Annotated in this window: 27 protein-coding genes; 5 read left to right on the top strand and 22 right to left on the bottom strand. The window is 39.5% G+C overall.

What is annotated here, in order from left to right; translation table 11 throughout:
* Positions 1-108 precede the first annotated feature (108 nt).
* The 3 genes from Q4550_RS18925 to Q4550_RS18915 all read right to left on the bottom strand — a co-directional run bounded on the left by Q4550_RS18925 (position 109) and on the right by Q4550_RS18915 (position 1,820).
* A complete protein-coding gene (locus tag Q4550_RS18925) occupies positions 109-726 on the bottom strand; it encodes a flavodoxin family protein (RefSeq protein ID WP_283153652.1) in 618 nt (205 codons plus the stop codon).
* Positions 727-836: 110 nt separating this feature from the next.
* Positions 837-1,139: an EthD family reductase gene (locus Q4550_RS18920; RefSeq protein ID WP_283153651.1), complete on the bottom strand. Its 303-nt coding sequence runs from the start codon at positions 1,137-1,139 to the stop codon at positions 837-839.
* A 99-nt stretch (positions 1,140-1,238) separates the two neighbouring features.
* On the bottom strand, positions 1,239-1,820 hold the full coding sequence (locus Q4550_RS18915; protein WP_283153650.1) for a TVP38/TMEM64 family protein: 582 nt from the start codon (positions 1,818-1,820) through the stop codon (positions 1,239-1,241).
* A gap of 354 nt (positions 1,821-2,174) precedes the next feature.
* Here Q4550_RS18915 and Q4550_RS18910 point away from each other — a divergent pair, with 354 nt between their 5' ends.
* Complete coding sequence (locus tag Q4550_RS18910; RefSeq protein WP_303535243.1) at positions 2,175-3,461, top strand: hemolysin family protein; 1,287 nt, start codon at positions 2,175-2,177, stop codon at positions 3,459-3,461.
* Positions 3,462-3,515: 54 nt separating this feature from the next.
* Here the strand turns inward: Q4550_RS18910 and Q4550_RS18905 are convergent, their stop codons facing one another.
* The 13 genes from Q4550_RS18905 to Q4550_RS18845 form a co-directional block, all read right to left on the bottom strand.
* A complete protein-coding gene (locus tag Q4550_RS18905) occupies positions 3,516-4,295 on the bottom strand; it encodes a sulfite exporter TauE/SafE family protein (RefSeq protein ID WP_283153649.1) in 780 nt (259 codons plus the stop codon).
* 56 nt (positions 4,296-4,351) lie between these two features.
* On the bottom strand, positions 4,352-4,579 hold the full coding sequence (locus Q4550_RS18900) for a sulfurtransferase TusA family protein (RefSeq protein ID WP_194218836.1): 228 nt from the start codon (positions 4,577-4,579) through the stop codon (positions 4,352-4,354).
* A 16-nt stretch (positions 4,580-4,595) separates the two neighbouring features.
* Positions 4,596-5,717 (bottom strand): MBL fold metallo-hydrolase, encoded by a 1,122-nt coding sequence (locus Q4550_RS18895; protein ID WP_303535242.1) that lies wholly within the window; start codon positions 5,715-5,717, stop codon positions 4,596-4,598.
* 79 nt (positions 5,718-5,796) lie between these two features.
* Positions 5,797-6,360 carry a sulfurtransferase TusA family protein gene (locus Q4550_RS18890; RefSeq protein WP_303535241.1) on the bottom strand — a complete coding sequence of 188 codons (564 nt, stop codon included), beginning with the start codon at positions 6,358-6,360 and terminating at the stop codon, positions 5,797-5,799.
* A gap of 17 nt (positions 6,361-6,377) precedes the next feature.
* Positions 6,378-6,686, bottom strand: a complete 309-nt coding sequence (locus Q4550_RS18885) for a rhodanese-like domain-containing protein (RefSeq protein ID WP_283153646.1) — start codon at positions 6,684-6,686, stop codon at positions 6,378-6,380.
* 11 nt (positions 6,687-6,697) lie between these two features.
* Complete coding sequence (locus Q4550_RS18880) at positions 6,698-7,057, bottom strand: rhodanese-like domain-containing protein (protein ID WP_303535239.1); 360 nt, start codon at positions 7,055-7,057, stop codon at positions 6,698-6,700.
* 12 nt (positions 7,058-7,069) lie between these two features.
* On the bottom strand, positions 7,070-7,549 hold the full coding sequence (locus tag Q4550_RS18875; RefSeq protein ID WP_194218831.1) for a DsrE/DsrF/DrsH-like family protein: 480 nt from the start codon (positions 7,547-7,549) through the stop codon (positions 7,070-7,072).
* 53 nt (positions 7,550-7,602) lie between these two features.
* Positions 7,603-7,863: a metal-sensitive transcriptional regulator gene (locus Q4550_RS18870; protein WP_194218830.1), complete on the bottom strand. Its 261-nt coding sequence runs from the start codon at positions 7,861-7,863 to the stop codon at positions 7,603-7,605.
* A gap of 137 nt (positions 7,864-8,000) precedes the next feature.
* Entirely contained in the window at positions 8,001-8,369 is a 369-nt protein-coding gene (locus tag Q4550_RS18865) for a YidH family protein (RefSeq protein ID WP_226615201.1), read from the bottom strand.
* A 113-nt stretch (positions 8,370-8,482) separates the two neighbouring features.
* The gene (msrB, locus tag Q4550_RS18860) at positions 8,483-9,610 is read right to left on the bottom strand and encodes a peptide-methionine (R)-S-oxide reductase MsrB (RefSeq protein WP_303535236.1); all 1,128 of its coding nucleotides are present in this window, start codon (positions 9,608-9,610) and stop codon (positions 8,483-8,485) included.
* A 3-nt stretch (positions 9,611-9,613) separates the two neighbouring features.
* Complete coding sequence (locus Q4550_RS18855; RefSeq protein WP_194218827.1) at positions 9,614-10,657, bottom strand: sensor histidine kinase; 1,044 nt, start codon at positions 10,655-10,657, stop codon at positions 9,614-9,616.
* Positions 10,654-11,346, bottom strand: a complete 693-nt coding sequence (locus tag Q4550_RS18850; protein WP_303535235.1) for a response regulator transcription factor — start codon at positions 11,344-11,346, stop codon at positions 10,654-10,656. The genes Q4550_RS18855 and Q4550_RS18850 overlap by 4 nt, the downstream gene beginning before the upstream one ends.
* Before the next feature lie 12 nt (positions 11,347-11,358).
* Complete coding sequence (locus tag Q4550_RS18845; protein WP_303535233.1) at positions 11,359-11,847, bottom strand: DM13 domain-containing protein; 489 nt, start codon at positions 11,845-11,847, stop codon at positions 11,359-11,361.
* A 240-nt stretch (positions 11,848-12,087) separates the two neighbouring features.
* Here Q4550_RS18845 and Q4550_RS18840 point away from each other — a divergent pair, with 240 nt between their 5' ends.
* The gene (locus Q4550_RS18840) at positions 12,088-12,456 is read left to right on the top strand and encodes a winged helix-turn-helix transcriptional regulator (RefSeq protein ID WP_283153641.1); all 369 of its coding nucleotides are present in this window, start codon (positions 12,088-12,090) and stop codon (positions 12,454-12,456) included.
* Between the two features lie 88 nt (positions 12,457-12,544).
* Here the strand turns inward: Q4550_RS18840 and Q4550_RS18835 are convergent, their stop codons facing one another.
* The gene (locus tag Q4550_RS18835; protein ID WP_303535232.1) at positions 12,545-13,522 is read right to left on the bottom strand and encodes an acyltransferase family protein; all 978 of its coding nucleotides are present in this window, start codon (positions 13,520-13,522) and stop codon (positions 12,545-12,547) included.
* 338 nt (positions 13,523-13,860) lie between these two features.
* On the opposite strand from Q4550_RS18835, the gene Q4550_RS18830 reads away from it, so the two are divergent.
* Complete coding sequence (locus tag Q4550_RS18830) at positions 13,861-15,303, top strand: carbon starvation CstA family protein (protein WP_283153639.1); 1,443 nt, start codon at positions 13,861-13,863, stop codon at positions 15,301-15,303.
* 18 nt (positions 15,304-15,321) lie between these two features.
* On the opposite strand, the gene Q4550_RS18825 is transcribed toward Q4550_RS18830, so the two are convergent.
* The 3 genes from Q4550_RS18825 to Q4550_RS18815 all read right to left on the bottom strand — a co-directional run bounded on the left by Q4550_RS18825 (position 15,322) and on the right by Q4550_RS18815 (position 17,768).
* Positions 15,322-15,927: a nitroreductase family protein gene (locus tag Q4550_RS18825; RefSeq protein ID WP_303535231.1), complete on the bottom strand. Its 606-nt coding sequence runs from the start codon at positions 15,925-15,927 to the stop codon at positions 15,322-15,324.
* 176 nt (positions 15,928-16,103) lie between these two features.
* On the bottom strand, positions 16,104-17,096 hold the full coding sequence (locus Q4550_RS18820) for a Gfo/Idh/MocA family protein (protein ID WP_303535230.1): 993 nt from the start codon (positions 17,094-17,096) through the stop codon (positions 16,104-16,106).
* 15 nt (positions 17,097-17,111) lie between these two features.
* Positions 17,112-17,768 (bottom strand): GTP pyrophosphokinase, encoded by a 657-nt coding sequence (locus tag Q4550_RS18815; protein ID WP_283153636.1) that lies wholly within the window; start codon positions 17,766-17,768, stop codon positions 17,112-17,114.
* A gap of 193 nt (positions 17,769-17,961) precedes the next feature.
* On the opposite strand from Q4550_RS18815, the gene Q4550_RS18810 reads away from it, so the two are divergent.
* Positions 17,962-18,159: a hypothetical protein gene (locus Q4550_RS18810; protein WP_303535228.1), complete on the top strand. Its 198-nt coding sequence runs from the start codon at positions 17,962-17,964 to the stop codon at positions 18,157-18,159.
* Positions 18,160-18,202: 43 nt separating this feature from the next.
* Here the strand turns inward: Q4550_RS18810 and Q4550_RS18805 are convergent, their stop codons facing one another.
* Positions 18,203-19,525: a short-chain fatty acid transporter gene (locus Q4550_RS18805; protein ID WP_371018773.1), complete on the bottom strand. Its 1,323-nt coding sequence runs from the start codon at positions 19,523-19,525 to the stop codon at positions 18,203-18,205.
* Between the two features lie 121 nt (positions 19,526-19,646).
* Positions 19,647-21,089 (bottom strand): 4-hydroxyphenylacetate 3-monooxygenase, oxygenase component, encoded by a 1,443-nt coding sequence (hpaB, locus tag Q4550_RS18800; protein WP_303535225.1) that lies wholly within the window; start codon positions 21,087-21,089, stop codon positions 19,647-19,649.
* Positions 21,090-21,279: 190 nt separating this feature from the next.
* Between hpaB and Q4550_RS18795 the strand changes: the two genes are divergently transcribed.
* Positions 21,280-22,014 carry a SurA N-terminal domain-containing protein gene (locus Q4550_RS18795; protein ID WP_303535223.1) on the top strand — a complete coding sequence of 245 codons (735 nt, stop codon included), beginning with the start codon at positions 21,280-21,282 and terminating at the stop codon, positions 22,012-22,014.
* Position 22,015: the final 1 nt, after the last annotated feature.

Here is a 22,015-nt window from a genome sequence, read left to right as displayed (position 1 = left end):
TTCGTAACCAGATCATCTTATTGAGGTGTCGAATGAGCCGTCTTTCAACAATCCTTACCATGCGTTAAAAAAAGCCCCTTCCTACTGGAAGAGGCTTAGCTCATTGAATTATTCCATCGTGTTCCCTTTTGCAGGAATAGGATTTTCATTAAAGATTCGTGCAAAATGAATTAAGTTATACGCCATCGTTTTCGCATGACCGGTAGAAAAGTCATTCTTTTGACCATTAGCTTCGATATAAGAAGCGCCTGGTCCGGCTTCTCCAACCCAGTAAGCATCTACGTTTGGAGGAACGGTAATGCCAATATGAGAAAACCCGTATAGCACAGAAGCCGCTGCATGCTTAGCACCATCTTCGTTTCCTGTAATCACGACGCCGCCTACTTTATTGTAGTATAACGACTGCCCTTTCTCATTTGTTAATCCGCTTCCCCCATATAATCGCTCGATTGCAAGCGTAGCGACACTACTCTTTTCACCTAGCCAGAGAGGAGTACCTAGTATGATAATATCCGCTTCTTTTACTTTTTCAAAAATAGCCGGCCATTCATCACCATGACCTTCATCTTCCGAAATCCCATATGCGATCTTATAATCGCTTAAACGAATGCTTTCAGATTCAATTCCCTCTTCTTTAAAAATCGCTTCGGCCTCTTGATAAAGTGCATCCGTGTTAGAAGTCGTTTTACTCGTTTTAAGAGAACAATTTAGAAATAGTGCTTTCATAATAACAAACTCCTCCTTTAGCTTTGGTCATCCCTACCAACTCATTACCTCTTATAAAAAAACTTAAACAAAAAAGCACTCGAAATAGGATTCAAGTGCTCTTTCCATTGCTATTCTGTTAAAAGTAATAATGGTGGTTCATTTAAGAATTTCATCATGTTTTGTCCATCTTCTGATACTTTTGCCCACGCCGGTGATTGCATTGCTTCTTCTAATTGCTCTTTTGAACTAAATTCAATAGTAGCTGTTAAGAAGTAGTTTTCATCTGTATTCATTGCTGCCGTCACATAGTTAACTTCAGCATTCATAACGTTCGGAACATCCTTTACAAGAGCCATATGATTGTTCTCATAATAGTTCTTAAACTCATCTACATCTTTCGGTTCTTGATAAATCACTATGATTTTTGCCACTTTTCATCGCTCCCATTGATTTAGTTACTTATCTACATCATAAAGTCCGTGAGGCTGACAAGAAAGTAATATGCACCGCTAAGGTTTATACCGAGCGGCTTAGTTTTTTCGATTCGACCTCATTTTCCCGAATATAAGCAGAACAATGATGATCGCACTTGCCCATATAAACCGCGTTTGGTACTTTTCTAAATTTGCTAAATCATGACCTACAATTGTGTATAGAATGGTTCCAGGAATTTGACCTAGCGCAGTAGCTAACACAAACGATCGAAATGAAATGCGACTTAACCCTGCAAGAAAGCTAATAAAATCAAACGATACAATTGGGACTAATCTGGCTACGAGTATTAAGAAAAAACCATTTTTCCCACTGTACCGATTGGCATTCTCAAGAAGGTCGCTCTTCTTTGTTACTTTTTCAACAAATGCGGCTCCAAACCATCTTGCCAGCCAAAACATCACGAGAGCAGCTGCCATTCCACCTGACCAAGAAACGAGGAAGCCAAGTGGAATTCCAAAAGCGAGACCGTTAGCTGCTGTAATGACAAAGGATGGGAGCGGAGCGAGAATTCCTTGCGCAATCATTAAAGCAATACTAATAACAGGCGCCCATATTCCTAAGGAACGAAAGTAATCAGCGAGAAGAGGGAGTGAATCAAGCGAAATAAATGAACGCATTTGAGCCAACCATGGCGGATTAATTAAAAAGGTGATTATAATAACGATTAGGAGACATACTCCTATCCCTATCAAGGGTTTAGTGGACTTTTTCATAATTAACCCCGATTCTGAAAAAACTATAACATAAACGCTCACGATATCATTAGGAGATTGGTGAGGTATGGTCACAAAAATGATCATAGCATCTTATGAACGACAAAATCTATTTTTTACAACCTGGAGCGTTCAACATTCTCATTGAGGTAGAATTTTTTTGTTTTACGTTACCCCAAAAGAGGAAAACATCGTTATAATAACGTTACAATAACTATTACATAGGAGGTGAACCCTTACAACTCTGTAAGGGCCTTATTGGAACTAATCAAAGTAATTGCTGTGCTATTGTTAATTGTATTAACGGCATTTTTCGTAGCATCTGAATTTGCGATCGTAAAAATTCGAAGAACGAGAATAGATGCACTTGCGAGTGAAGGAAACAAGAAAGCCAAAGCCGTTCAAAAGGTACTTGGTAACTTAGATGGGTATCTTTCAGCATGTCAATTAGGTATTACCATTACAGCCCTAGCTCTTGGTTGGCTTGGTGAAGAAACCGTTGAACAGCTTCTGCATCCTTTATTTGAGCTTATTAACCTTCCTGACTCAATCGCTACACCAGTTACGATTGCGCTCGCCTTTGTGATTATAACCTTTCTACACGTTGTTCTTGGTGAGCTTGCTCCGAAGACATTTGCAATTCAAAAAGCGGAAGCTGTTAGTTTACTTCTAGCTGGTCCACTTATCTGGTTCTATCGTATAATGTATCCGTTTATTTGGGCATTAAATGGTTCAGCTAGAGGCGTGGTAAAGTTATTTGGTCTTAAATCAGCGAATGAGCATGAACAAGCCCATTCTGAAGAAGAACTTCGACTCATTTTATCTGAAAGCTACAAAAGTGGGGAAATTAATAAATCCGAAATGGAATTTGTGAATAATATCTTTGAATTTGATGAAAGAATGGCCCGAGAAATCATGATTCCAAGAACGGAAATGACCTGTCTATTTTTGGACAACACTACTGAAGAAAATCTTGAAATCATGAAGAACGGTAAATATACACGTTATCCTGTCGCTGACGGGGATAAAGATAAAATCGTTGGGGTCGTCAACATTAAAGAAATTTTAACACAGTACAAATGGGGCGAAGAGCTTATACTTAATGAATACATCCATCCCATTAATCACGTTATTGAAACAGCTCATATTAAGACACTGCTAGCGAAAATGCAAAAGAGTCATAATCATATCGCGATCGTCGTCGATGAGTATGGTGGAACGGCCGGACTCGTTACAGTTGAAGATATACTTGAAGAAATTGTTGGCGAAATTCAAGATGAATTTGATTTTGATGAAAAAGCGCCAATACGAGAAGATTCAAATGGACAAACAATCGTCGATGGAAAAGCCTTGATTAGTGATATCAATGAGCTACTCGGAACATCAATTGATCATACAGAAGTGGATACAATTGGTGGTTGGATCCTAACTCATGATATTGAACCGGAACAAGGAACATCCTTTACCGTAGACGGCTATCAATTTACAGTTCGTGAAGTTGATGGACATCAGATTAAAGAATTAGAAATTAAGCAACAAGTATAAAAAAAGCTGTCTCCTCAAATTGCATGTAGCAATGAGAGAGACAGCTTTTTTCGATTATGAGAGAAGGTCAATCCAAATCTTAATAGACGTTCCAAGAATAAGGGCAGCAAGCACCCACTGTAGAATTTTTGTATTTATTTTCTTACCAGCATTCGCACCAAGTGGCGAAGCAATTAAGCTTGCGACAATCATAATCGCAGCAGGAAGTAAAAGAACCTGACCTGTCGCGAATTTCCCTACCGTCGAACCTATCGAAGAAATAAACGTGATCGCAAGAGAAGATGCAATCGTCATCCGCGTCGGAATCTTTAGCACGACGAGCATGATCGGAACGAGAAGAAATGCTCCTGCGGCGCCAACGATCCCAGCGCCAATACCTACAATAAAGGCAAGAGCTGATGAAAGTAGTTTATTGAATTTCACCTGATCAAGCGGTATATCATCAATGCCTTTTTTTGGTATAAACATCATGACAGCTGCAATCGCAGCAAGCAGGCCATAGACGACATTGATTCCCTGTTCGGACATAATTGTCGAACCATATCCTCCGATAAAGCTACCGATTAGAATGCTAACCCCCATGTAGAGGATCAATTGCTTATTAAGATAACCACCTTTACGGTAAGCCCAAACACCACCAATGGTTGCGAAGAATACCTGAACCGCACTAATACCTGAAACTTCGTGGGCACTAAATGCCGCAAAACCGAGTAGTGGTGGGATATAAAGTAGCATCGGGTATTTAATAATAGAACCACCGATTCCAACCATTCCTGAAATAAAAGATCCAATAAATCCAATTGCAAAAATCGTTATAATAAAACTCAAATCCATCTTGTTCACCCCTTACATTAAAACGGAGGTACTTATCCAGTACCTCCTATCATTTGCTAAGCTTTTTTAATCCAGAAATAGAACACGCCGTCTGTTTCTTCAGACTTCATTAGTTCATGACCACCTGATTTCGCCCATGCAGTAAGGTCACTTTGAGCTCCTTTATCAGTCGCTTGAACTTCAAGAACTTCACCTGACTCCATGTCTTTCATTGCTTTTTTTGTTTTTACGATTGGCATTGGGCATGCTAGCCCTTTTGTATCTAATGTTTTTTGTGCATCCATTTTTAATTCCTCCTTATTAGTTAACCGCACAGCGGTTTGGTCCAATTTCCATTTCTCTTTTTGTTTCTTCATCAGGGGTAATTTTCCCCATATTTGTTTCACGAATTTCCTGATAAGCATTAGGCTGTGGCGGGAGATTCTCGGTTACCATTTTTCTGAAATCTTCTTCCTTCTCCACATTTAGACCATCATTCTTTTGGTAAAGATCCTGAAGTTTTGCAGACACGGCTCCAGTTTCATCAAGTTCAGCCATTTTTGAGAAGTGAGCTGGAAGAACAACTAATTCTCCTGCCATCACTTTATACCGGTTATAAAGTGTTGTGCGAAGGTCAAGAACCCAATCTTCAGCTTTGCCAGCTAAATCCGGGCGACCAATTGATTCAACAAATAGAATATCACCAGTTAAAAGGTAAGCATCATTGATCATAAGTGACGTACTTCCGATGGTGTGTCCTGGAGAGTAGATCGGTTCAACTGTTACGTTTCCAATAGACACTGAAGTTCCTTCTTTAAGTGCTGAATATTCGAATGTTACTTCACCAGCATCTTCTTCTGGAAGGTAATACGTTCCATTTACCTGGTCAGCTAACGTCTTTCCCCCAGAAATGTGATCTGCGTGAAGGTGTGTATCAAATGTTGCTTTAATCGTAAGACCTTTGTTTTCTGCAAAGGTTGTGTAATTCTCAATCATTCGATTCGCATCCACTATAGCAGCCTCTCCATTTGATTCAATCAAATATGAAAGACACCCTTTACCAAGGCGAACAAATTGATAGAGTGCTCCTCCCGGAAGATCGCCTACTTTAACAGGTTCAAGATATTCACTCCATGCCTTCATTCCGCCAGAAAGATAAGATACATTCTCCATTCCCGCTTCAACGAGTTCTTCACCTACAAAGATTGAAGAACCTTCTTTTGCACATACAACTAGAATTTCTTTATCCTTTGGAAGCTTTGGCAGGATCTCTTCAACGCCGTCAATTAAATCGAAGTACGGAACATTCATCGACGTAACAGATTCACCTTCGATTTTCCAATCGCCATAAGCTTCTTCATTTCTTACATCGAGAATAAAAAGCTCTTGCTTATTAATCACTTTTTTTGCTACTTCACTTGCATGTTTTTGTTTTAAACCCACTTCATATACCCCCATCCGTATTTATAATTCCAAAAAAATTTAAGTTGTACGCGGGGAAAAATCCCCGCCCTTTTATCATTTAAAGATCAGATGTAGTAGGACCATCCCACTCGGACATTCCTGGTACAACATTGATCACATCATAGCCATTTTCAGCTAACTTTTGAGCCGCAAGATCGCTTCTTGTACCTGTACGACAAACTACATAAATTTTCTTCCCTTTATCTAACTCTGCCATACGATTATCTAAATCGCCAAGTGGCAAAGAAATCGCATTTGGAAGGTGACTGAACGCATATTCTGCTGGCTCTCTTACGTCAACGATCGTCATTTCATCATCTGAGAGTTTAGCTGTAAGATCTGCATTTGAAATCACATGTGGATGACTCTGCTCAAGTGTCGTCTCACCATCTGAAGCTTTACGAAGATAATGTTTCAAAACGTCACCTTCTTCAATTGTTCCAAGATAGTGATGCCCTACTTTGTCAGCCCATGCCTTAAGATCTGCTTTTGATCCTTTATCTGTTGCTAGAATTTCAAGAACGACTCCTGCTTCAAGATCCTTCATCATTTTCTTCGTTTTCACAATTGGCATCGGGCACGCTAGGCCCTTTGCATCGAGTACGTGATCAGTTTGTATCATTAGTCTACCCCCTGTAGTTATTCTGTTTCTCCAGTCCATTCAAGCATGCCGCCTGTCATATTTAACACGGAATACCCGTTTGATTTTAGAACCATAGAAGCCATGCTGCTTCTGCCACCTGATCGGCAGACAATAATATGCTCCTTATCCTTATCAAGCTCATTCATTCTTCCCTGTAATTCATTAACCGGTAGATTGTAAGCACCAGGAATCTTTCCTTCTGCCACCTCTTCTGGTCCGCGAACATCGATAATACTAATTGATTTATTTTCCTTCAACATGTTATTCACTTCAGTTGGCGTTACATCTTTTACATAACCAGACATTCTAATTCCTCCTATTTCCACATATTCATTCCGCCACGAACATTTGATACAGACGTGAATCCTTGTCTCTTCAATTCTCCGCAAGCTTTTGAACTTCTCATTCCACTTTGACAAATCACGACGACTTCTTTATTAGAATCAAGTTCCTTTGTGCGTTTGCTCAGTTCGTTGAGCGGCATATTTTTAAATTGCTTCATTTTTTGACCTTTATATTCACCAGGTGTACGAACATCAATAAATTGAACGTTGCGATCGCCAAACTTCCTTTTTGCTTCTTCAGAGGTGATCGATGTTACACCTTTTCCTGGCCCTACCTTTTTATAAATGAACCATCCAGCTATCACAATGACAGCTATTAGCAAAAGTTCCATTCTTTTCGCTCCTTAAATGAAGAGATTGACGTTACCATCTTCAGCGTCGCCTAGATATGCAGCAACACCTGCATACTCGATTTCTTCTAGCAGCTCATCCTTTTGAAGACCTAAAAGATCCATTGTCATCGTACAAGCAACGAGCTTCACTTCCTGTTCTTGCGCAAGCTCAATCAGCTGCGGAAGTTCTGTTACATTGTGCTTCTTAATGACGTTCTTAATCATCTTCTTTCCCATTCCACCATAGTTCATTTTTGAAAGACCCATTTTATCAGCACCGCGCGGCATCATTTTGCCAAACATTTTCTCTAGGAACCCTTTATTGACTTCAACTTGCTGATCTTTCCTAAGAGCGTTTAATCCCCAGAATGTATGGAAAATGGTTACCTCATGGTCATATGCGGCGGCACCATTCGCGATAATGTAAGCAGCCATTGCTTTGTCGTAATCTCCACTAAATAGGACAATCGTTGTTTTCTTTTGTTCACTCATTCTATTTCCTCCTCTTATACACCTAGGGGTATATAATGTGTTAAATTTTTTTATTATCGACTTCTTACTAAAAGATTAACAGCTTCTTTCACAACATCATCAGTAGATTCTCCCTGTTCAATCTGTTGGTGAAGACACTGTTCAAGATTTGAACTTACAATTAATCCAATCGAACGATCGATACCAGAACGAGTGGCAGAAAGCTGATTTACAATGTCTTCACAGCTTTTCTCTTGTTCCATCATCTGGATAACACCGCGAATTTGTCCTTCAATCCGCTTCAATCGATTCATAACTGCTTTATCGTATTGCATTTCATTCCCTCCCCATTTTATACCCTTAGGGGTATAAAATAAAGTAAAAAAATTTATCTGTAAATCAAATTCGTTTGTGTTTTTAATACCTATAGGGGTATTATAACGCACCTATATGAAATGTCAACACCCTGGTCTTAAGAAAGCCAATTGATTTGAATGATAAAATACGTGGCGATCAGTGCAATCATTAACAACACTACTATAAGAAGAAACACAACAATCCATGAAGAAGAAGGAACCTCAAATTTCATAATGCGTTTTTTCGTTCGGTAGAACTGCACCGCTCCTCCAGCGATCGTTAATAATCCAAAAAATAAAGATGAGAAACTAATGAACACGGCGACCTGATCATCAGCTCTCTCTCCAGCAGCTCTAGTAAAATGTAAGCTTGCTGTTAGAAAACCAATACCAATGATCGCAATAGATGTTCGAACCCATGCTAGAAACGTGCGCTCATTCGCTAATAACTGTTGCACACGTCCATCTGCCTTTTTATTTTCCATTCTTATTCACCTCACATGACCTGTATTATATACCCCTATGTGTATGTATTCAATGTAGAAATCTTATTCAACTACTCTTATTCTTCTATCATGAACAAAAAAAGCAGAATCCATTAGGATTCTGCCCCTTCTTCAAATTCATCCAAATATTCTCCGTAACCCTTTTCTTTCATTTCTTCTTTTGGAATAAAATCAAGCGCTGCAGAGTTTAAGCAATAGCGGAGACCTGTTGGTTCAGGGCCATCTTCAAAAACGTGACCTAAATGAGAGTCAGCGTTCTTACTTCTTACTTCCGTCCTAACCGTAAACCAACTTTTATCCTCTTTCTCTACAATATTCTCAGGTACAAGGGGCTTTGTGAAGCTAGGCCATCCTGTTCCTGATTTATATTTATCCGCTGAACTAAAAAGAGGTTCTCCTGAAACGATATCGACATAGATTCCTTCTTCTTTGTTATCCCAATACTCATTATCAAAAGCTTTCTCTGTGTCGTCCTCTTGCGTCACACTATATTGAATCGGTGTAAGCATCTCTTTTAGCTCTTCATCAGAATACGTGAGATTTGTCTTCGCTTCTGGTGCATCTACCTCAAGATCATCTCCCCATGCTTTCTCAAGAAACTGATCTCGTCCTGAATTATTTCGATAATATTTATACCGCAGTTCATTTTCTTTGTAATAATCTTGATGATACTCTTCCGCTACATAAAATGTTTCTGCTTGTTCGATAGGCGTGACAATAGGTTTATTAAATCTGTTTGAACTTTGAATATCTTCCTTAGACGCTATAGCAGCTTTCTTTTGCTCTTCATTATGATAGAAAATTCCAGATAAATATTGGTCTCCCCTATCAACAAACTGTCCTTCATCATCAGTAGGATCGATTTGTCTCCAAAATACATCTAACAATGTTTCATAGCTCACAACGGAAGGGTCATAATATACTTGGACAGCTTCCACATGCCCGGTTCCACCAGAAGATACCTCCTCATAAGAAGGATTTTCTGTATTCCCGCCAGTATAGCCTGAGACCGCTTCTCTTACGCCATCTAATTTCTCAAACGGCGGCTCCATACACCAGAAACATCCTCCTGCAAAAGTCGCCACCGCTTCATTATCCTGTACAGCTTGTGCTGGCTCGCTTCCATAAGAACGTTTAAAAATCACATCATAAAGTTTTGGAATAGCAAATACGAGCACTGCCGCAATCCCAATTAACAGAAACCATCTCGTTATCTTCATTCATTATTCCTCCTTCTTCTCAAGTGGAAGCATAAACCAAAATTCGCTGCCATGACCTACGTTACTTTCAACGCCTATCTTCCCTCCATGAAGCTCAATCAATTGTCTTGATATAGCTAGACCCAGTCCGGAACCTCCGTACCTTGTGTTACGCGATTTCTCTACACGGTAAAAACGATCAAAAATCCGTTCTTGTTCTTCTTTCGGAATTCCGTTTCCTTCATCTCTTATAAAGAAGAGAGCAGCTGTCTCAACCTTTTTCAGTGTAATATGGATCGTAGAATGATCATCTGAGAACGCGATTGCATTTTGAATTAAGTTCGTAAGCACGCGTTTGATATGGTCTGGCATCATAGGGATGACACCTAGCTCTTCATCAATTTCAACTGCAAGTTCAATCTCTCTCTCTTGTAGCTTGCGATCGAACTGCTGTAGCGTTTCAACTAAAACGACGTCAGGATGAACGAACCTAGGTTCATATGGTAAAGTGCCACTTTCTAGTTGAGATAAATTCAACAGCTCTTCAATCAAGTGGCTAAGCCGTTCTGTTTCTCTTTCAATCGTATCTAGATACTGTCTTTTTGTTTTCTCATCTGTAACGACGCCATCTTGAAGTGCTTCAGCAAAAGATCGAATCGAAGAAACAGGTGTCCTTAAATCATGGGAAACGTTCGCAATCAATTCTGTTTTGTATTGCTCAGAACGCTTCACTTCTGAAAACATTAGATTTAGCTTCTCGGACATCACATTGAAATGCTGTGCAAGCTCCTGTATTTCTGTTGGCCCTTGCTCTGCCACCTTGACATCGAACTTTCCTTCAGCAATTCTGCTCGTATCTTCCGTCATCTGATTCACTGACTTCAAAATTTGCGATGTGAATATAAAATGAGCCAACATCGATAGAGAACCAGCTCCAATCGTAATGAACGTAAGGGTGAGGATCAGTTCAGGTGAAAGGACCATTCTTACGTAACTAATAATGAGAAAGACTAGGATAAAAGCAATCGATATCCCATTGGCAAGCATTAGCATCGTTCGCAATTTCATGTTGATTCTCCTTCAAACTTATACCCGATGCCCCATACGGTTTTAATCCATTTAGGCTCTGCTGAATCTTTTTCAATTTTTTCACGTAGACGTCTTATATGAACATTTATCGTATTGCCATCACCGTCGAATTCATACCCCCATATCGCTTCAATCAATTGTGAGCGAGGAAAGACACGCGTAGGATGACTGGCTAACAAATAGAGAAGTTCAAATTCCTTAACAGTCAATTCCACTTCATTCCGATCGACTGTTACTTTTCTTCGAGATTCATCAATTGTAAGCTCACCGTACGTTAAGAAAGAGGCTTTCTCCACATGTTGTCGTTTCGTCCGGCGCAATATATTTCGCACTCTAAGAACAAGCTCTCTTGGGCTAAACGGTTTAGTTAAATAATCATCCGCGCCGATCGTTAATCCTAAAAGACGATCTCGTTCCTGACCTAAAGCTGTCAGCATAATAATAGGAACATCATCGACCGCTCGAATCTCCTCCGCCGTTTCCATTCCATCTTTTAACGGCATCATCAAATCAAGTACAATGAGATCAGGCTTCTCTTTTTCCCACCTACTCATAGCCTCTTCTCCATCTGCTGCAGTAATCACGTGATACCCCTCTCTCTCCAAATACCTCCTACTAACGTCAAGTATGGATTCTTCATCATCCACGAGCAGGATTTTCTCTGCCATTGCACTTCACCTCTATTCCTTAAGAAGCAGTTCCGCAAAGCCGAAGTCAACTTCAAATGCTTTGCACCAAACGACAATCCGATCGCCTTCTTCAAGTGAAGACGAATCAGGAATGCGATAGTTCTGACTGCCAACATTTCCTTTCAATTTCCCAAGTATCGTTCCTTCATCTGTTGACTGCCCTTCTTTTACGAGTACAGTATATAAGTCAGGACCATTCGTCACTTCGAAGTTCTCAAACCTAACCCATTGTTCCGAAGCGGTGTAAAATGATGTAACGTTCCCTGAAGCATGATGGGCATCGACGAACATCCCTGAGTGGGATACAGCTGTTGATTCTTCATTGGATGTCTCTTCAGCATTAGTCGTTGCTTCAATCGTTGGCGGGAGATCTTCATCAACCACTTCATCAAGAAAAAGAGGAGAAACCATCCACCATCCAACCACGATCAAAAACACAAGAAAGATACTTCCAATCCATCCTTTCTTACTCATCAACATCGTTCCTTCCTCTTATAGGATATCCTCATCATAAGTAATAAAAATTAGTGATTCCTGAAGAAAGTATTACGATTTGATTAACTCTTCTCTAGTGTAACTCATTTTAAACGTTGCGTAGATATTTGATCGGTTTTGAAAAGGCTGCCGGGTGTATCATCATTTTTCTGGTTAAACAAAGCTATAGGTGATAGGATATGGGTATAGAATTCAAACATATATTTATTGTAAGGAGTATATACGATGAAAAAATATAATATTCCTGTCGAAGCTGCCCTGGAAGTGATCGGAGGAAAGTGGAAAGTCGTCATACTCTGTCATTTAATAGAAGGCACAAAGCGTACAGGTGGACTTAAAAAGTTAATGCCTGGCATTACTCAGAAAATGCTGACCCAACAGCTACGTGAGTTAGAGACAGATGGTGTGATACTAAGAAAGGTCTATAACCAAATCCCCCCTAAGGTTGAATATTCTCTTACGGACTATGGATGGTCTTTAAAAGAAATTCTGGATTCACTTTGCGCCTGGGGAGAACAACATATTGAGAAAACCTATCCGTGTAAAGAAGACGTTCTTCTTCTGCCTGAAGAGCGTGACACAATGAAAGCCTAATTGCCATTCTTTCCACGGAGCTCATATCAGAATCAACCATCCCATATAAAAACGGTACGTCACTGAATAGTGACGTACCGTTTTTTTGTTATCTTCGTGCAGATGTCAATTTGTCAGGAGATGGTAGCCACCTGTCGAACGCCAATAGTTTCGAAAAGAAAGGCAATGCGAACAAAGTGGAAATAAATAAAGTAAAGACTAAAATAAAAGGTACGCCCCATATCGTGGCGATCACTTCAGACGACTGCTGTTCTAAGAACCATTTAATAACAAATCCATGGAACAAGTAAATCGCAAACGTTCTTGATCCGAGTGGTGTAACTACAATGGGTCCCTCTGGAATCATTGAAAAGAACAAGAACATCACAATTGCTGTACCAACATAATAAGTTAGTCGAATCAACAAGTCTGTGTTAGATTCATAAACATACGTACCGTAAAGTAGATCAGCAAGTCCTTCTATTTTGTATAAATAAAACAGTAGGAACAGTCCGCCGAGCACAACAGGTGCTATCCACTTCATATGTGGAAATCTGATCGGTTTTTTTCGACATCCCATGACCATCCCAAGTACGAAGAAAGGCAAGAAAACAAAAAGTCGATCTAATGATAAAAATCTCTCAACATCAAAATAACCCACAGCGAGCCCTGCACCAATACTTAATGGAAGCAAAATGCTTGCTTTCATTTTAAGCAAAAGCGGTGAAATCAGTTTATAAGCGGCTATACATAAAAGGAACCACATTGCCCATCGCGGCGTTAGAAATTCGATTGCAAATGACTTTTGATAAAGGTTTGTATAATAAATCGAATAAACAACTTGAAAAATCACATAAGGCAATAAAAATGTTGTGAATATTTTCCAGAAATACCTAGTTCCAGAGGCCTTTCTAGTGAAATAACCAGCTAGGAAAATAAATGCAGGCATGTGAAAAATAAAAATAACGTGGTAGAGACTATACAAAAAACGTGAATCGTCAATAAATGGAGTCAGCATATGTCCGCCCACTACTAACAATATTAATATAGCTTTACTATTATCAAAATACGCAATACGTTCTGACACGAAAAACAACCTCCTCAAAGGATTGAAAGACGATCACACGTATCGTCTTTCTCTATATACCCACTTTTTCGTATTTTCACCCTATATCTTTGTAAGTTATTCGCACCTCACCTATATTAATCTGTCAATATCACTAAAAGAAAGAATATTCAGATGATGTTTTCGTGTTATTCACATCCTTTTTACTAGTTAACACCAGGTCAAACGAACCAATTTTTAGTGAAAACGTTTGAATTAATAGAAAAATGTATTTTTTCTGAATAATTCTATTGTTTTTTCTCCCGGTGGTGAGTAGAATGAATGTTATATTTTCATACATCGAAAAGGAGGCGGGAGACATGATCACATTTGTCGGAGCCATTTGTTTATTGATTGTTGGCTATTACGTTTATTCTAAGGTGGTTGAACGAATTTTCGGCATAGACGATGATCGTGAAACGCCTGCATATACAAAGCAAGACGGCATGGACTTTATGCCAATGAGCTGGTGGAAAGGAAGTTTGATTCAGCTACTTAATATTGCTGGACTAGGTCCTATTTTTGGAGCCGTTCTTGGTGCTCTTTATGGACCAGTTGCGTTTATTTGGATCGTCATTGGTTCCATCTTCGCAGGGGCTGTTCATGATTATTTCTCCGGTATGATGTCGCTTAGACATAACGGTGAACAATATCCATCTCTCGTAGGTCGTTACCTTGGGAAGGGCGCAAAAGGAACAATCAATATTATCTCGATCGTTCTGATGATTCTAGTAGCTGCTGCCTTTACAGCTGGACCTGCCCAGCTGATGGCGCAGGTTACACCGCTTAATTTTACAATGAGCTTAGTCTTAATCTTTGCTTATTTCGTTTTAGCAGCCATACTTCCAGTTAATAAAATTATCGGGCGTATTTATCCGATTTTCGGCGTCATTCTTATCCTGATGGCCGTGTCAATCGCAATCGGCTTGTTCTTTATGGACAATCCTGTACCAAACTTAACATTAGCCAATCTTCATCCAGATAATTTGCCATTATGGCCACTCTTAATGATTACAGTATCTTGTGGAGCGATTTCAGGATTCCATTCGACTCAAAGCCCAATCATTGCAAGAACAATGAAACGTGAAAGCGATGGAAAAAAGGTTTTCTATGGAGCGATGATTGCAGAGGGAGTCATTGCTCTTATCTGGGCGGCTGCCGGAATGACTTTCTTTGGAAGTACAGGTGGACTTCAAGGTGCCCTTGCAGCAGGAGGACCGTCTGGGGTTGTAAATGAAATCAGTTCATCCTTACTTGGAACGTTTGGAGGCATCTTAGCAATCGTCGGCGTCATCATACTTCCGATCACAACGGGGGATACATCACTTCGATCGTCTCGAATGATGTTAGCTGATTTGTTTACTAAAAAAGGAAAGTCAGAAGTGGCAGATGGAAAAGGCAAAACGCTTTTGTTAACGGCAGCTGTTGCCACACCAACTTTTCTTTTAACCCAAATTGATTACACTTTCCTTTGGAGATACGTAGGATTCACGAATCAGCTTGTTGCCACTGTGATGCTTTGGACAGCGGCCATGTATCTAGTTAAAAAACAAAAATTCCATTGGATTTGTAGCGTTCCAGCACTTTTCATGACTATGACCGTAGCTACCTATCTCTTTCTTGCACCAGAAGGATTTCAGCTACCTTATGCGACTTCCATGTTCATGGGTGGAGGCATCACATGTTTAACTGCTGGATGGTTTGGTTATCAACTGTGGAATGCACGCAAAAAAGAACACGTACCAGTAGAAAAAGTAGCATAGAAAAAAGAACATTCCTCTTTACATACAAGAGGAATGTTCTTTTTTAGATTGGGGCGCCGTGTCGCAAATTGTGAGGCTGTTCTTAATGGATTTCCGCTCTTTAGGATTCGGAATAACAGCGGGCTTTCCAATATGAAGCATACCAACAATAACATCATCAGCTTCTAGCCCGATTCCTTCTCGAAACACCGGATCAAAAATAAATCCATTTGTTTTCCACACGACACCAAGTCCTTTTGACCAGGAAAGAAGCTGGACATTTTGTATGAACGCACATGTAGCTGCAAAATCTTCATGTCTTTCTTTAGCTGATTCAGAGGACTTCATATAAACAACTAAATGAATGGGGATTTCATTAATGAATTGATTGATTTTCTCCTTCTTCTTCTCGCTCTTCTCTTCATCCAACTCATTACGGACAATGCTTTCCTGCACTTGATCAATGAGTTGACCTTTCCCATCCCCTTTATATAGGACTACTTCCCATGGTTCTCTAAATTTATGGTTTGGAGCCCATTTGGCATCTTCAAGTATCTCCACAATTGTATGTAGAGGAATATCGTCTGGATGAAATTTGCGAATCGTTCTTCTCGAAACAATTGTATCCTGAATCATCTCATACATATCTAAAGCACCCTTTCTATATATACCTGCTTATCGTTGTGGCAATTAGATTTATTCAGATAAACTATTCTAATACTCATTTTATTGATAATGATTATCAATGTCAAATGGAAAATGATCATATTATGAATTTTATCCATTTGACCACTTTTAACGAATTAAAAAAGAAGCCTACTTTATAGGCTTCCGCTTTTCTGATAATAATTTGCCACAAGCTGATCCATTACTTTACTTGTTCGTAAAGCTGTCTTACCAGTACTTGGTGAATGACTTTCTCCATTCAACTCATTCACGATCGTCTGAATCAAAGGCTGTTGAACATGCTCAGGGTAGACGACTTCGATTTCACGTTCGCCCTGTTCATCTTTCAGAATCATTGGACGCTCTTGGAGAGTGGAATAGAGGAGTGACCCTTTATCACCAACAATCTCATTCCAATCTTCATTCTTATAAGAATTAAAACACCATTGCCCCGTACCGTGAACACCTGATTCAAAGATGTATGAACCAGAGACAATATCTTCAGCCTGATACAACTCCGCCTGATTCGTTGCAAATCCATTTACACTTTCAATAGGCCCAAGTACATAATCAAGAAAATCTAACGTATGACTTGCTAGGTCAAAGAAGTGACCACCGCCTGAAATTTCTGGCTGCACGCGCCATGGCAAGTTTCCGTTCTTTTCTTGTTCTGATGCTTTCTTATGGTGCACCGTAGTAACAAATCGAATGTTACCAAGAGCTCCACTCTCGATTACTTCCTTCACTTGCAGTAAGGCAGGCATAGCACGGCGATAGAAGGCAACAAACAGTGGCACGTCGTTCTCATCGCATGCCTTAATCATCTCCTCGCATTCCTCTGTATTTAGTGCCATTGGCTTTTCCACATAAACAGGCTTTGATGCTCTAGCTGCAAGAATGGCGTATTCTTTATGTGTTGATGGTGGTGTAGCGATATAAATCGCATCTACTTCTTCATCATGAATGAGTGCTTCTGCATTTGTGTACCACTTTGGAACATTGTGTCTTCTAGCATAGTCTTCAGCAAGTGTTGCGTTACGACGCATAACAGCAACGAGCTCTGAATTCTTGGCTTTCTGAAAACCCGGGCCGCTCTTCTTCTCTGTTACATTTCCACAACCGATGATTCCCCAGCGAATTTTCTTCACATGAACACCCCTAAGTTAAGTTATTGTTTGCTTCTCTTCTTTTTCATGCTCTTTAAATTCATTTACTTCGTTTTTAATTCTCATCATTTTGGCATCAAGATAATGTACAATCTCGGCTGCCTCTTTTAATTCATCACTAAGATTTCCAGGTATTTCACCTTCAAATTTATAATAAATTTTGTGCTCTAAGCTTGCCCAGAAATCCATTGCAATTGTACGCAGTTGAATTTCAACTCTTACTAATTCAGGACCCTTTGATAAAAAGACCGGAATTTCAACAATCAGATGCAAACTTTTATAGCCATTCGGCTTTGGATTCTTAACATAATCTTTTACATCAATTAAGCGAATGTCATCCTGACTTTCAATCATTTCATAGATTCGATAAATATCATTTGTAAAGGAACACGTAACCCTTACTCCAGCAATATCGTTTATATGTTTTTTCACATTTTCAGTTGTTATTTCAAGACCTTTACGTTCAAGCTTCGCCATAATGCTTTCTGGTGACTTAATGCGAGACTTTACATGCTCAATAGGGTTATGTTGATGCACAAATTGAAATTCATCATTTAAGATAGTTAACTTTGTATTAATTTCATCCAGAGCAAATTTATAAATAAATAAAAAATTCTTCCATTCTTCTATTCGTTCTTGGAATTCCTTCTTCATACTGAAATCATCCTCTCACCACATACGGTACCACATTTTTGTGAATGGAGTATGAACGACCTTTGACGAACTCTAAACAATATTCTTTTACGTGTCCTTAGATTGATAGAAATTTATTATGTCTGTCGATTTTATTTTGTCGCCTAATTATTTTGAGAAATTATGTTAAACTAACAGGAAAAGGAGGAGAATAATGGATAAACCAAAATTTCATCCTTTCACCCTTATCAATTTATTCATTAGCGCTGTGGCAATGGGGATGTTTGCCTATGATATGTATAGTGAGAGCAAATTAGTTTACACCCTTACTTTTGTTATACTTTGTCTCTTTTTCACTTCTTCTGCAATCTATGGAATCATACGAAACCAAAAGCTAGATCGTGCGAATTAAATCCTTCCACTACTCTATTGCAAAGGGGAGGAAATTCCCTCCCTTATCTTATGAAAACAAGCCCTAGCGAAATCGCCACTCCACTTACGATTAGAACAATAAAGCAGTATCCCATAATGTCTTTTGCTTTTAATCCGGCAATCGCAAGAGCAGGTAATGCCCAAAACGGTTGAATCATGTTTGTCCATGCGTCTCCCCATGCGACAGCCATTGCCGTTTTAGGAACGGAAACCTCAAGCGTCTTTGCTGCATCTAGCATAATAGGTGCCTGAACCGCCCATTGTCCCCCACCAGAAGGGACAAAGAAATTCACAATTCCCGCACTTAAAAAAGCAAAGAATGGAAAGGTAAATTCGTTTGAGATGGAAACAAACCCTTCTGAAAGCTGAGCAGCAAGACCAGAAGCCACCATCATCCCCATTATTCCTGCATAAAAAGGAAATTGAATAATAATCCCGCTAGCTCCTTTAACTGCATTACCTACAGATTCAAGAAACTGACGAGGTGTACCATGAAAAAGAATTCCCAGGAAGAGAAAGCCAAAATTCACGATATTTAAATTTAGTTCAAATCCGGCGTTTACGAAATAATAAACAAGATAAGCAAGCCCAACAAATGAAATGATCATCGAGATGACGCGACTGTTCTCGAGACGCTCAGCAGGTGTTAAATCTCCCTCCAGAGTTGCAGCATGAAGGTTCCCTTCTTCTAGCAAATTGCGATCAATTTGGACACGCTCTTCTTCCGTTGGAGACATAAAGTAATTAATAAGGGGTAACAGAATAAATAATGACGCAACAATCACGATATTAAATAGGGAAAAGATCGTTTCCTTCGTTGATATGGTTCCAATGAGATCGGCTGTAAAATGATCAGGTGTTGCAATAGTCAATGGTATCGATCCAGCTAACCCACCATGCCACACAAGAAATCCACTATAGGCACTTGCAATCAGCAATCGGTAATCTACTTTTTCTACTTTTTTAGCAAGCTCTTTCGCATATAATGCTCCGATCACAAGACCAAATCCCCAGTTGATCCAGCTTGCTAGTAACGATACGAGTGTGACATACACAATGGCTTGTCCAGGTGTTTTTGCTCTCGCCGCAAGAAAACGAAGGCCTTTCTTGAAAAGAGGACTACTCGCAAGAACATATCCTGTTACAAGAACGAGTACCATTTGCATAGAAAAAGCTAGTAAACTCCAAAACCCTTCTCCAAAGTATTGCACCATCTGAACCGGTGAACTTCCAGTAAAAACAAGTCCAAATGCAAATACCACGAAAGTGAGGATGATTACAAATAAAAACGGATCGGGTAAATAGCGTTGCATGATGCGATTTGATAATGAAATAGATGCTTTTATCATATCTTCAACTCCTCTATGTATTGTGCCCCCTTCACATCATTCGTTAATAACAATCCCGTCTCCTTCCGCATTAAAGAAAACGCTTACAAATCAAATTAAAAGCCGCACAGCGGCGACTTTATTCTCCTACTTTATTTAAGAATGCCTCAACCATATCGACATATGGCTGAGTATAATATCGGTTGTAATGAACAGCTGCAAGACGGACGGGATCCCCAAAGAAAAACCTTTCAAATTGTGTTTGACGAGAACCAAAGGCGCTCATACCAAGATCCCAGGCCATTCGAAACAACTGAACTCGCTCTTTCGCTTCAATATTCGCTCCTTGCAAATATTGTGCTAAATCTTCTTGGATATCGGAATTGAAATCTTTTTCAGTTGGTATGGAAATTAATCCACTTGCGCCGAGCAACTGAATAATTTCAATTATCCTCGGGTAAACAGCTGGAAAGTATTGACTGGCAGCTTTCAACGGCTGACTATCAGGTACAAGCGTTCCATATTGATTGAGGTGACTATTGACCTCCGATGCTAGTAAAAGAGCTTTCATAATCTCAAGAGTTGTGATAATTTCACTCATTTTTTGCTTCACATGCTCATACTCTTGAATTTGAATGGCATCTCCCATTAATTCGCAAAGCCCAAGAATATACTCTAACTTCACAACCTGCCTGCACACTGATTGAAATTGTAGAAACGTGTACATACCAGTCGCATCTTCCATTCCAGCAACGGTCTGGATGTTCTTATATATAAAAACACATTCCCACGGTACAAGCACTTGATCAAACACAACAATAGAGTCAATTTCCTCAAATTGTGAGCCTAATGGATGATCGAACTTCGAATCACTATAGCAAAATGATTCCCTACATAGAAATTTGAGACCTTTTGTGTTTGATGGAATCATAAAACCAAAGATATACGAATCATCTATCGTATGCCCACCTGCGGGCAAGACGAGCAGTTCATCCGTCAATCCTCCCTGTGTCGCTAACAATCTTGCACCATGAATGACAATGCCTTCCTTCTTTTCTTCTACAACCTTAGCAGCTGTGATCGTAGAGTCATTAAAATACTGACCAATGGACCGATTTACCTGGGGATTAATAAATGTATGCGTTATGGATAGATCTTCTGTTCTTGCTTTTTCATATAATCTTTTGATGTTGTCACCAAAGGCTTCCCGGTCCTCGGCAAAATGTGGAGCCGCAACACCAAGTGTCATAAGTAATGTATTCATATAGTCAGGCGAGCGCCCCATTAACCCCGCATTCAACCTTGCCCACTCCTGTGTTGCTTTTCGACGATTGGATAAATCTTTTATCCGTTTTGGTTGATGATAGGAAAACCCATATGCTTCCTTTAAATGAGGTAACGCATAACGAAAAAGCTCTTCGTTTTTCTCCTTACACTGATACTCGTATAGAGCAGCTTTGCTTTTCACTATTCCTTTAAATGGTGCTAACTCCGATATTTTGCCTGTGCATTTCTCTCCTGCAATCCATACTTCATTATTAAGCGCATCAATACGCTCAACATACTGCTTCCCATTAATCATGGAGTCTCACCTCTTAGTAATAAACTTCTTATTACTCTATGCGCTAGGCATCCTAGAAGTTAGTGCTTCCACCTGAATCACGAAAGAATGTAATAAGAATGTGGTATTTATCCCATACTTATTGTTAGGGGTTTTCAACTCTATCTTTTTGTGGAACAATAGACACAGCCTTTTGAAAGGAGCATGTGAATTGCGTAAATTAACTTACTTACTCATAACAGGTTTACTAATTGTTGTATTAGCTGCCTGTGGAGGAAATGAAGAAAGCAGTAATGACAAGAAAGAAGAAGATACAAATACAGAAGAACAAGCACAATCCGGAGAGCAGGAACAACCGGAAGTTGATAAAGTTGATGCAGATAAGGTAGTAGCAACCGTTAATGGTGAAGAAATTAAAGGCGAAGATTTCAATGCCCTTTATAGCCAGAGCCAAATGGAGTACGTACAAATGGGCCAGGAAGTGCCTAAAGATCAGCTAGACCAAATGAAAAAACAAGTCGCTGAAAGCATGGTTGGACAGGAATTAATTCTCCAAGCCGCTCAGAAAGAAGGCATTGAAGCTTCCGACGATAAGATCAAAGAAGAGCTTGCCGGTATTAAAGAGGGCTATGAAGATGAGAAGAAGTTCGAAGCAGCACTTGAACAAAGCGACATGACAATGGAAGATCTTGAAAAAGAAATTGCAAAGAACATCCAATATACAACTTACATCGACCAGGAAATCGAAGTGGATGAAGTGACTGAAGAAGAAATGAAAGAATATTATGATCAGGCAAAAGAACAGGGTACTTCAGAAGAAATGCCAGCTTATGAAGATGTGAAACCTCAGATCAAAAAAGGTCTAGAAGATGAACAAAAATCGAAGAAAACTCAAGAATTAGTTGAGAAATTAAAGAAAGATGCTGACGTTAAAATCAACATCTAAC

It is taken from the genome of Anaerobacillus sp. 1_MG-2023 (assembly GCF_030547345.1).
In the GTDB taxonomy this organism is placed as follows: domain Bacteria; phylum Bacillota; class Bacilli; order Bacillales; family Guptibacillaceae; genus Guptibacillus; species Guptibacillus hwajinpoensis_B.
This window is presented reverse-complemented; position numbering and strand designations above follow the sequence as displayed.

Bases quoted from the DNA above. Each gene is read 5' to 3' on its own strand.
- Q4550_RS18825 (WP_303535231.1), bottom strand. From the start codon at position 15,927: ATGTATGAGATGATTCAGGATACAATTGTTTCGAGAAGAACGATTCGC.
- Q4550_RS18810 (WP_303535228.1), top strand. From the start codon at position 17,962: ATGGATAAACCAAAATTTCATCCTTTCACCCTTATCAATTTATTCATT.
- Q4550_RS18845 (WP_303535233.1), bottom strand. From the start codon at position 11,847: ATGTTGATGAGTAAGAAAGGATGGATTGGAAGTATCTTTCTTGTGTTT.
- Q4550_RS18900 (WP_194218836.1), bottom strand. From the start codon at position 4,579: ATGGATGCACAAAAAACATTAGATACAAAAGGGCTAGCATGCCCAATG.
- Q4550_RS18830 (WP_283153639.1), top strand. From the start codon at position 13,861: ATGATCACATTTGTCGGAGCCATTTGTTTATTGATTGTTGGCTATTAC.
- Q4550_RS18865 (WP_226615201.1), bottom strand. From the start codon at position 8,369: ATGGAAAATAAAAAGGCAGATGGACGTGTGCAACAGTTATTAGCGAAT.
- Q4550_RS18890 (WP_303535241.1), bottom strand. From the start codon at position 6,360: ATGATACAAACTGATCACGTACTCGATGCAAAGGGCCTAGCGTGCCCG.
- hpaB (WP_303535225.1), bottom strand. From the start codon at position 21,089: ATGATTAATGGGAAGCAGTATGTTGAGCGTATTGATGCGCTTAATAAT.
- Q4550_RS18815 (WP_283153636.1), bottom strand. From the start codon at position 17,768: ATGAAGAAGGAATTCCAAGAACGAATAGAAGAATGGAAGAATTTTTTA.
- Q4550_RS18880 (WP_303535239.1), bottom strand. From the start codon at position 7,057: ATGGAACTTTTGCTAATAGCTGTCATTGTGATAGCTGGATGGTTCATT.
- Q4550_RS18915 (WP_283153650.1), bottom strand. From the start codon at position 1,820: ATGCGTTCATTTATTTCGCTTGATTCACTCCCTCTTCTCGCTGATTAC.
- Q4550_RS18850 (WP_303535235.1), bottom strand. From the start codon at position 11,346: ATGGCAGAGAAAATCCTGCTCGTGGATGATGAAGAATCCATACTTGAC.
- Q4550_RS18855 (WP_194218827.1), bottom strand. From the start codon at position 10,657: ATGAAATTGCGAACGATGCTAATGCTTGCCAATGGGATATCGATTGCT.
- Q4550_RS18905 (WP_283153649.1), bottom strand. From the start codon at position 4,295: ATGGATTTGAGTTTTATTATAACGATTTTTGCAATTGGATTTATTGGA.
- Q4550_RS18840 (WP_283153641.1), top strand. From the start codon at position 12,088: ATGAAAAAATATAATATTCCTGTCGAAGCTGCCCTGGAAGTGATCGGA.
- Q4550_RS18925 (WP_283153652.1), bottom strand. From the start codon at position 726: ATGAAAGCACTATTTCTAAATTGTTCTCTTAAAACGAGTAAAACGACT.
- Q4550_RS18875 (WP_194218831.1), bottom strand. From the start codon at position 7,549: ATGAGTGAACAAAAGAAAACAACGATTGTCCTATTTAGTGGAGATTAC.
- Q4550_RS18885 (WP_283153646.1), bottom strand. From the start codon at position 6,686: ATGTCTGGTTATGTAAAAGATGTAACGCCAACTGAAGTGAATAACATG.
- msrB (WP_303535236.1), bottom strand. From the start codon at position 9,610: ATGAAGATAACGAGATGGTTTCTGTTAATTGGGATTGCGGCAGTGCTC.
- Q4550_RS18870 (WP_194218830.1), bottom strand. From the start codon at position 7,863: ATGCAATACGATAAAGCAGTTATGAATCGATTGAAGCGGATTGAAGGA.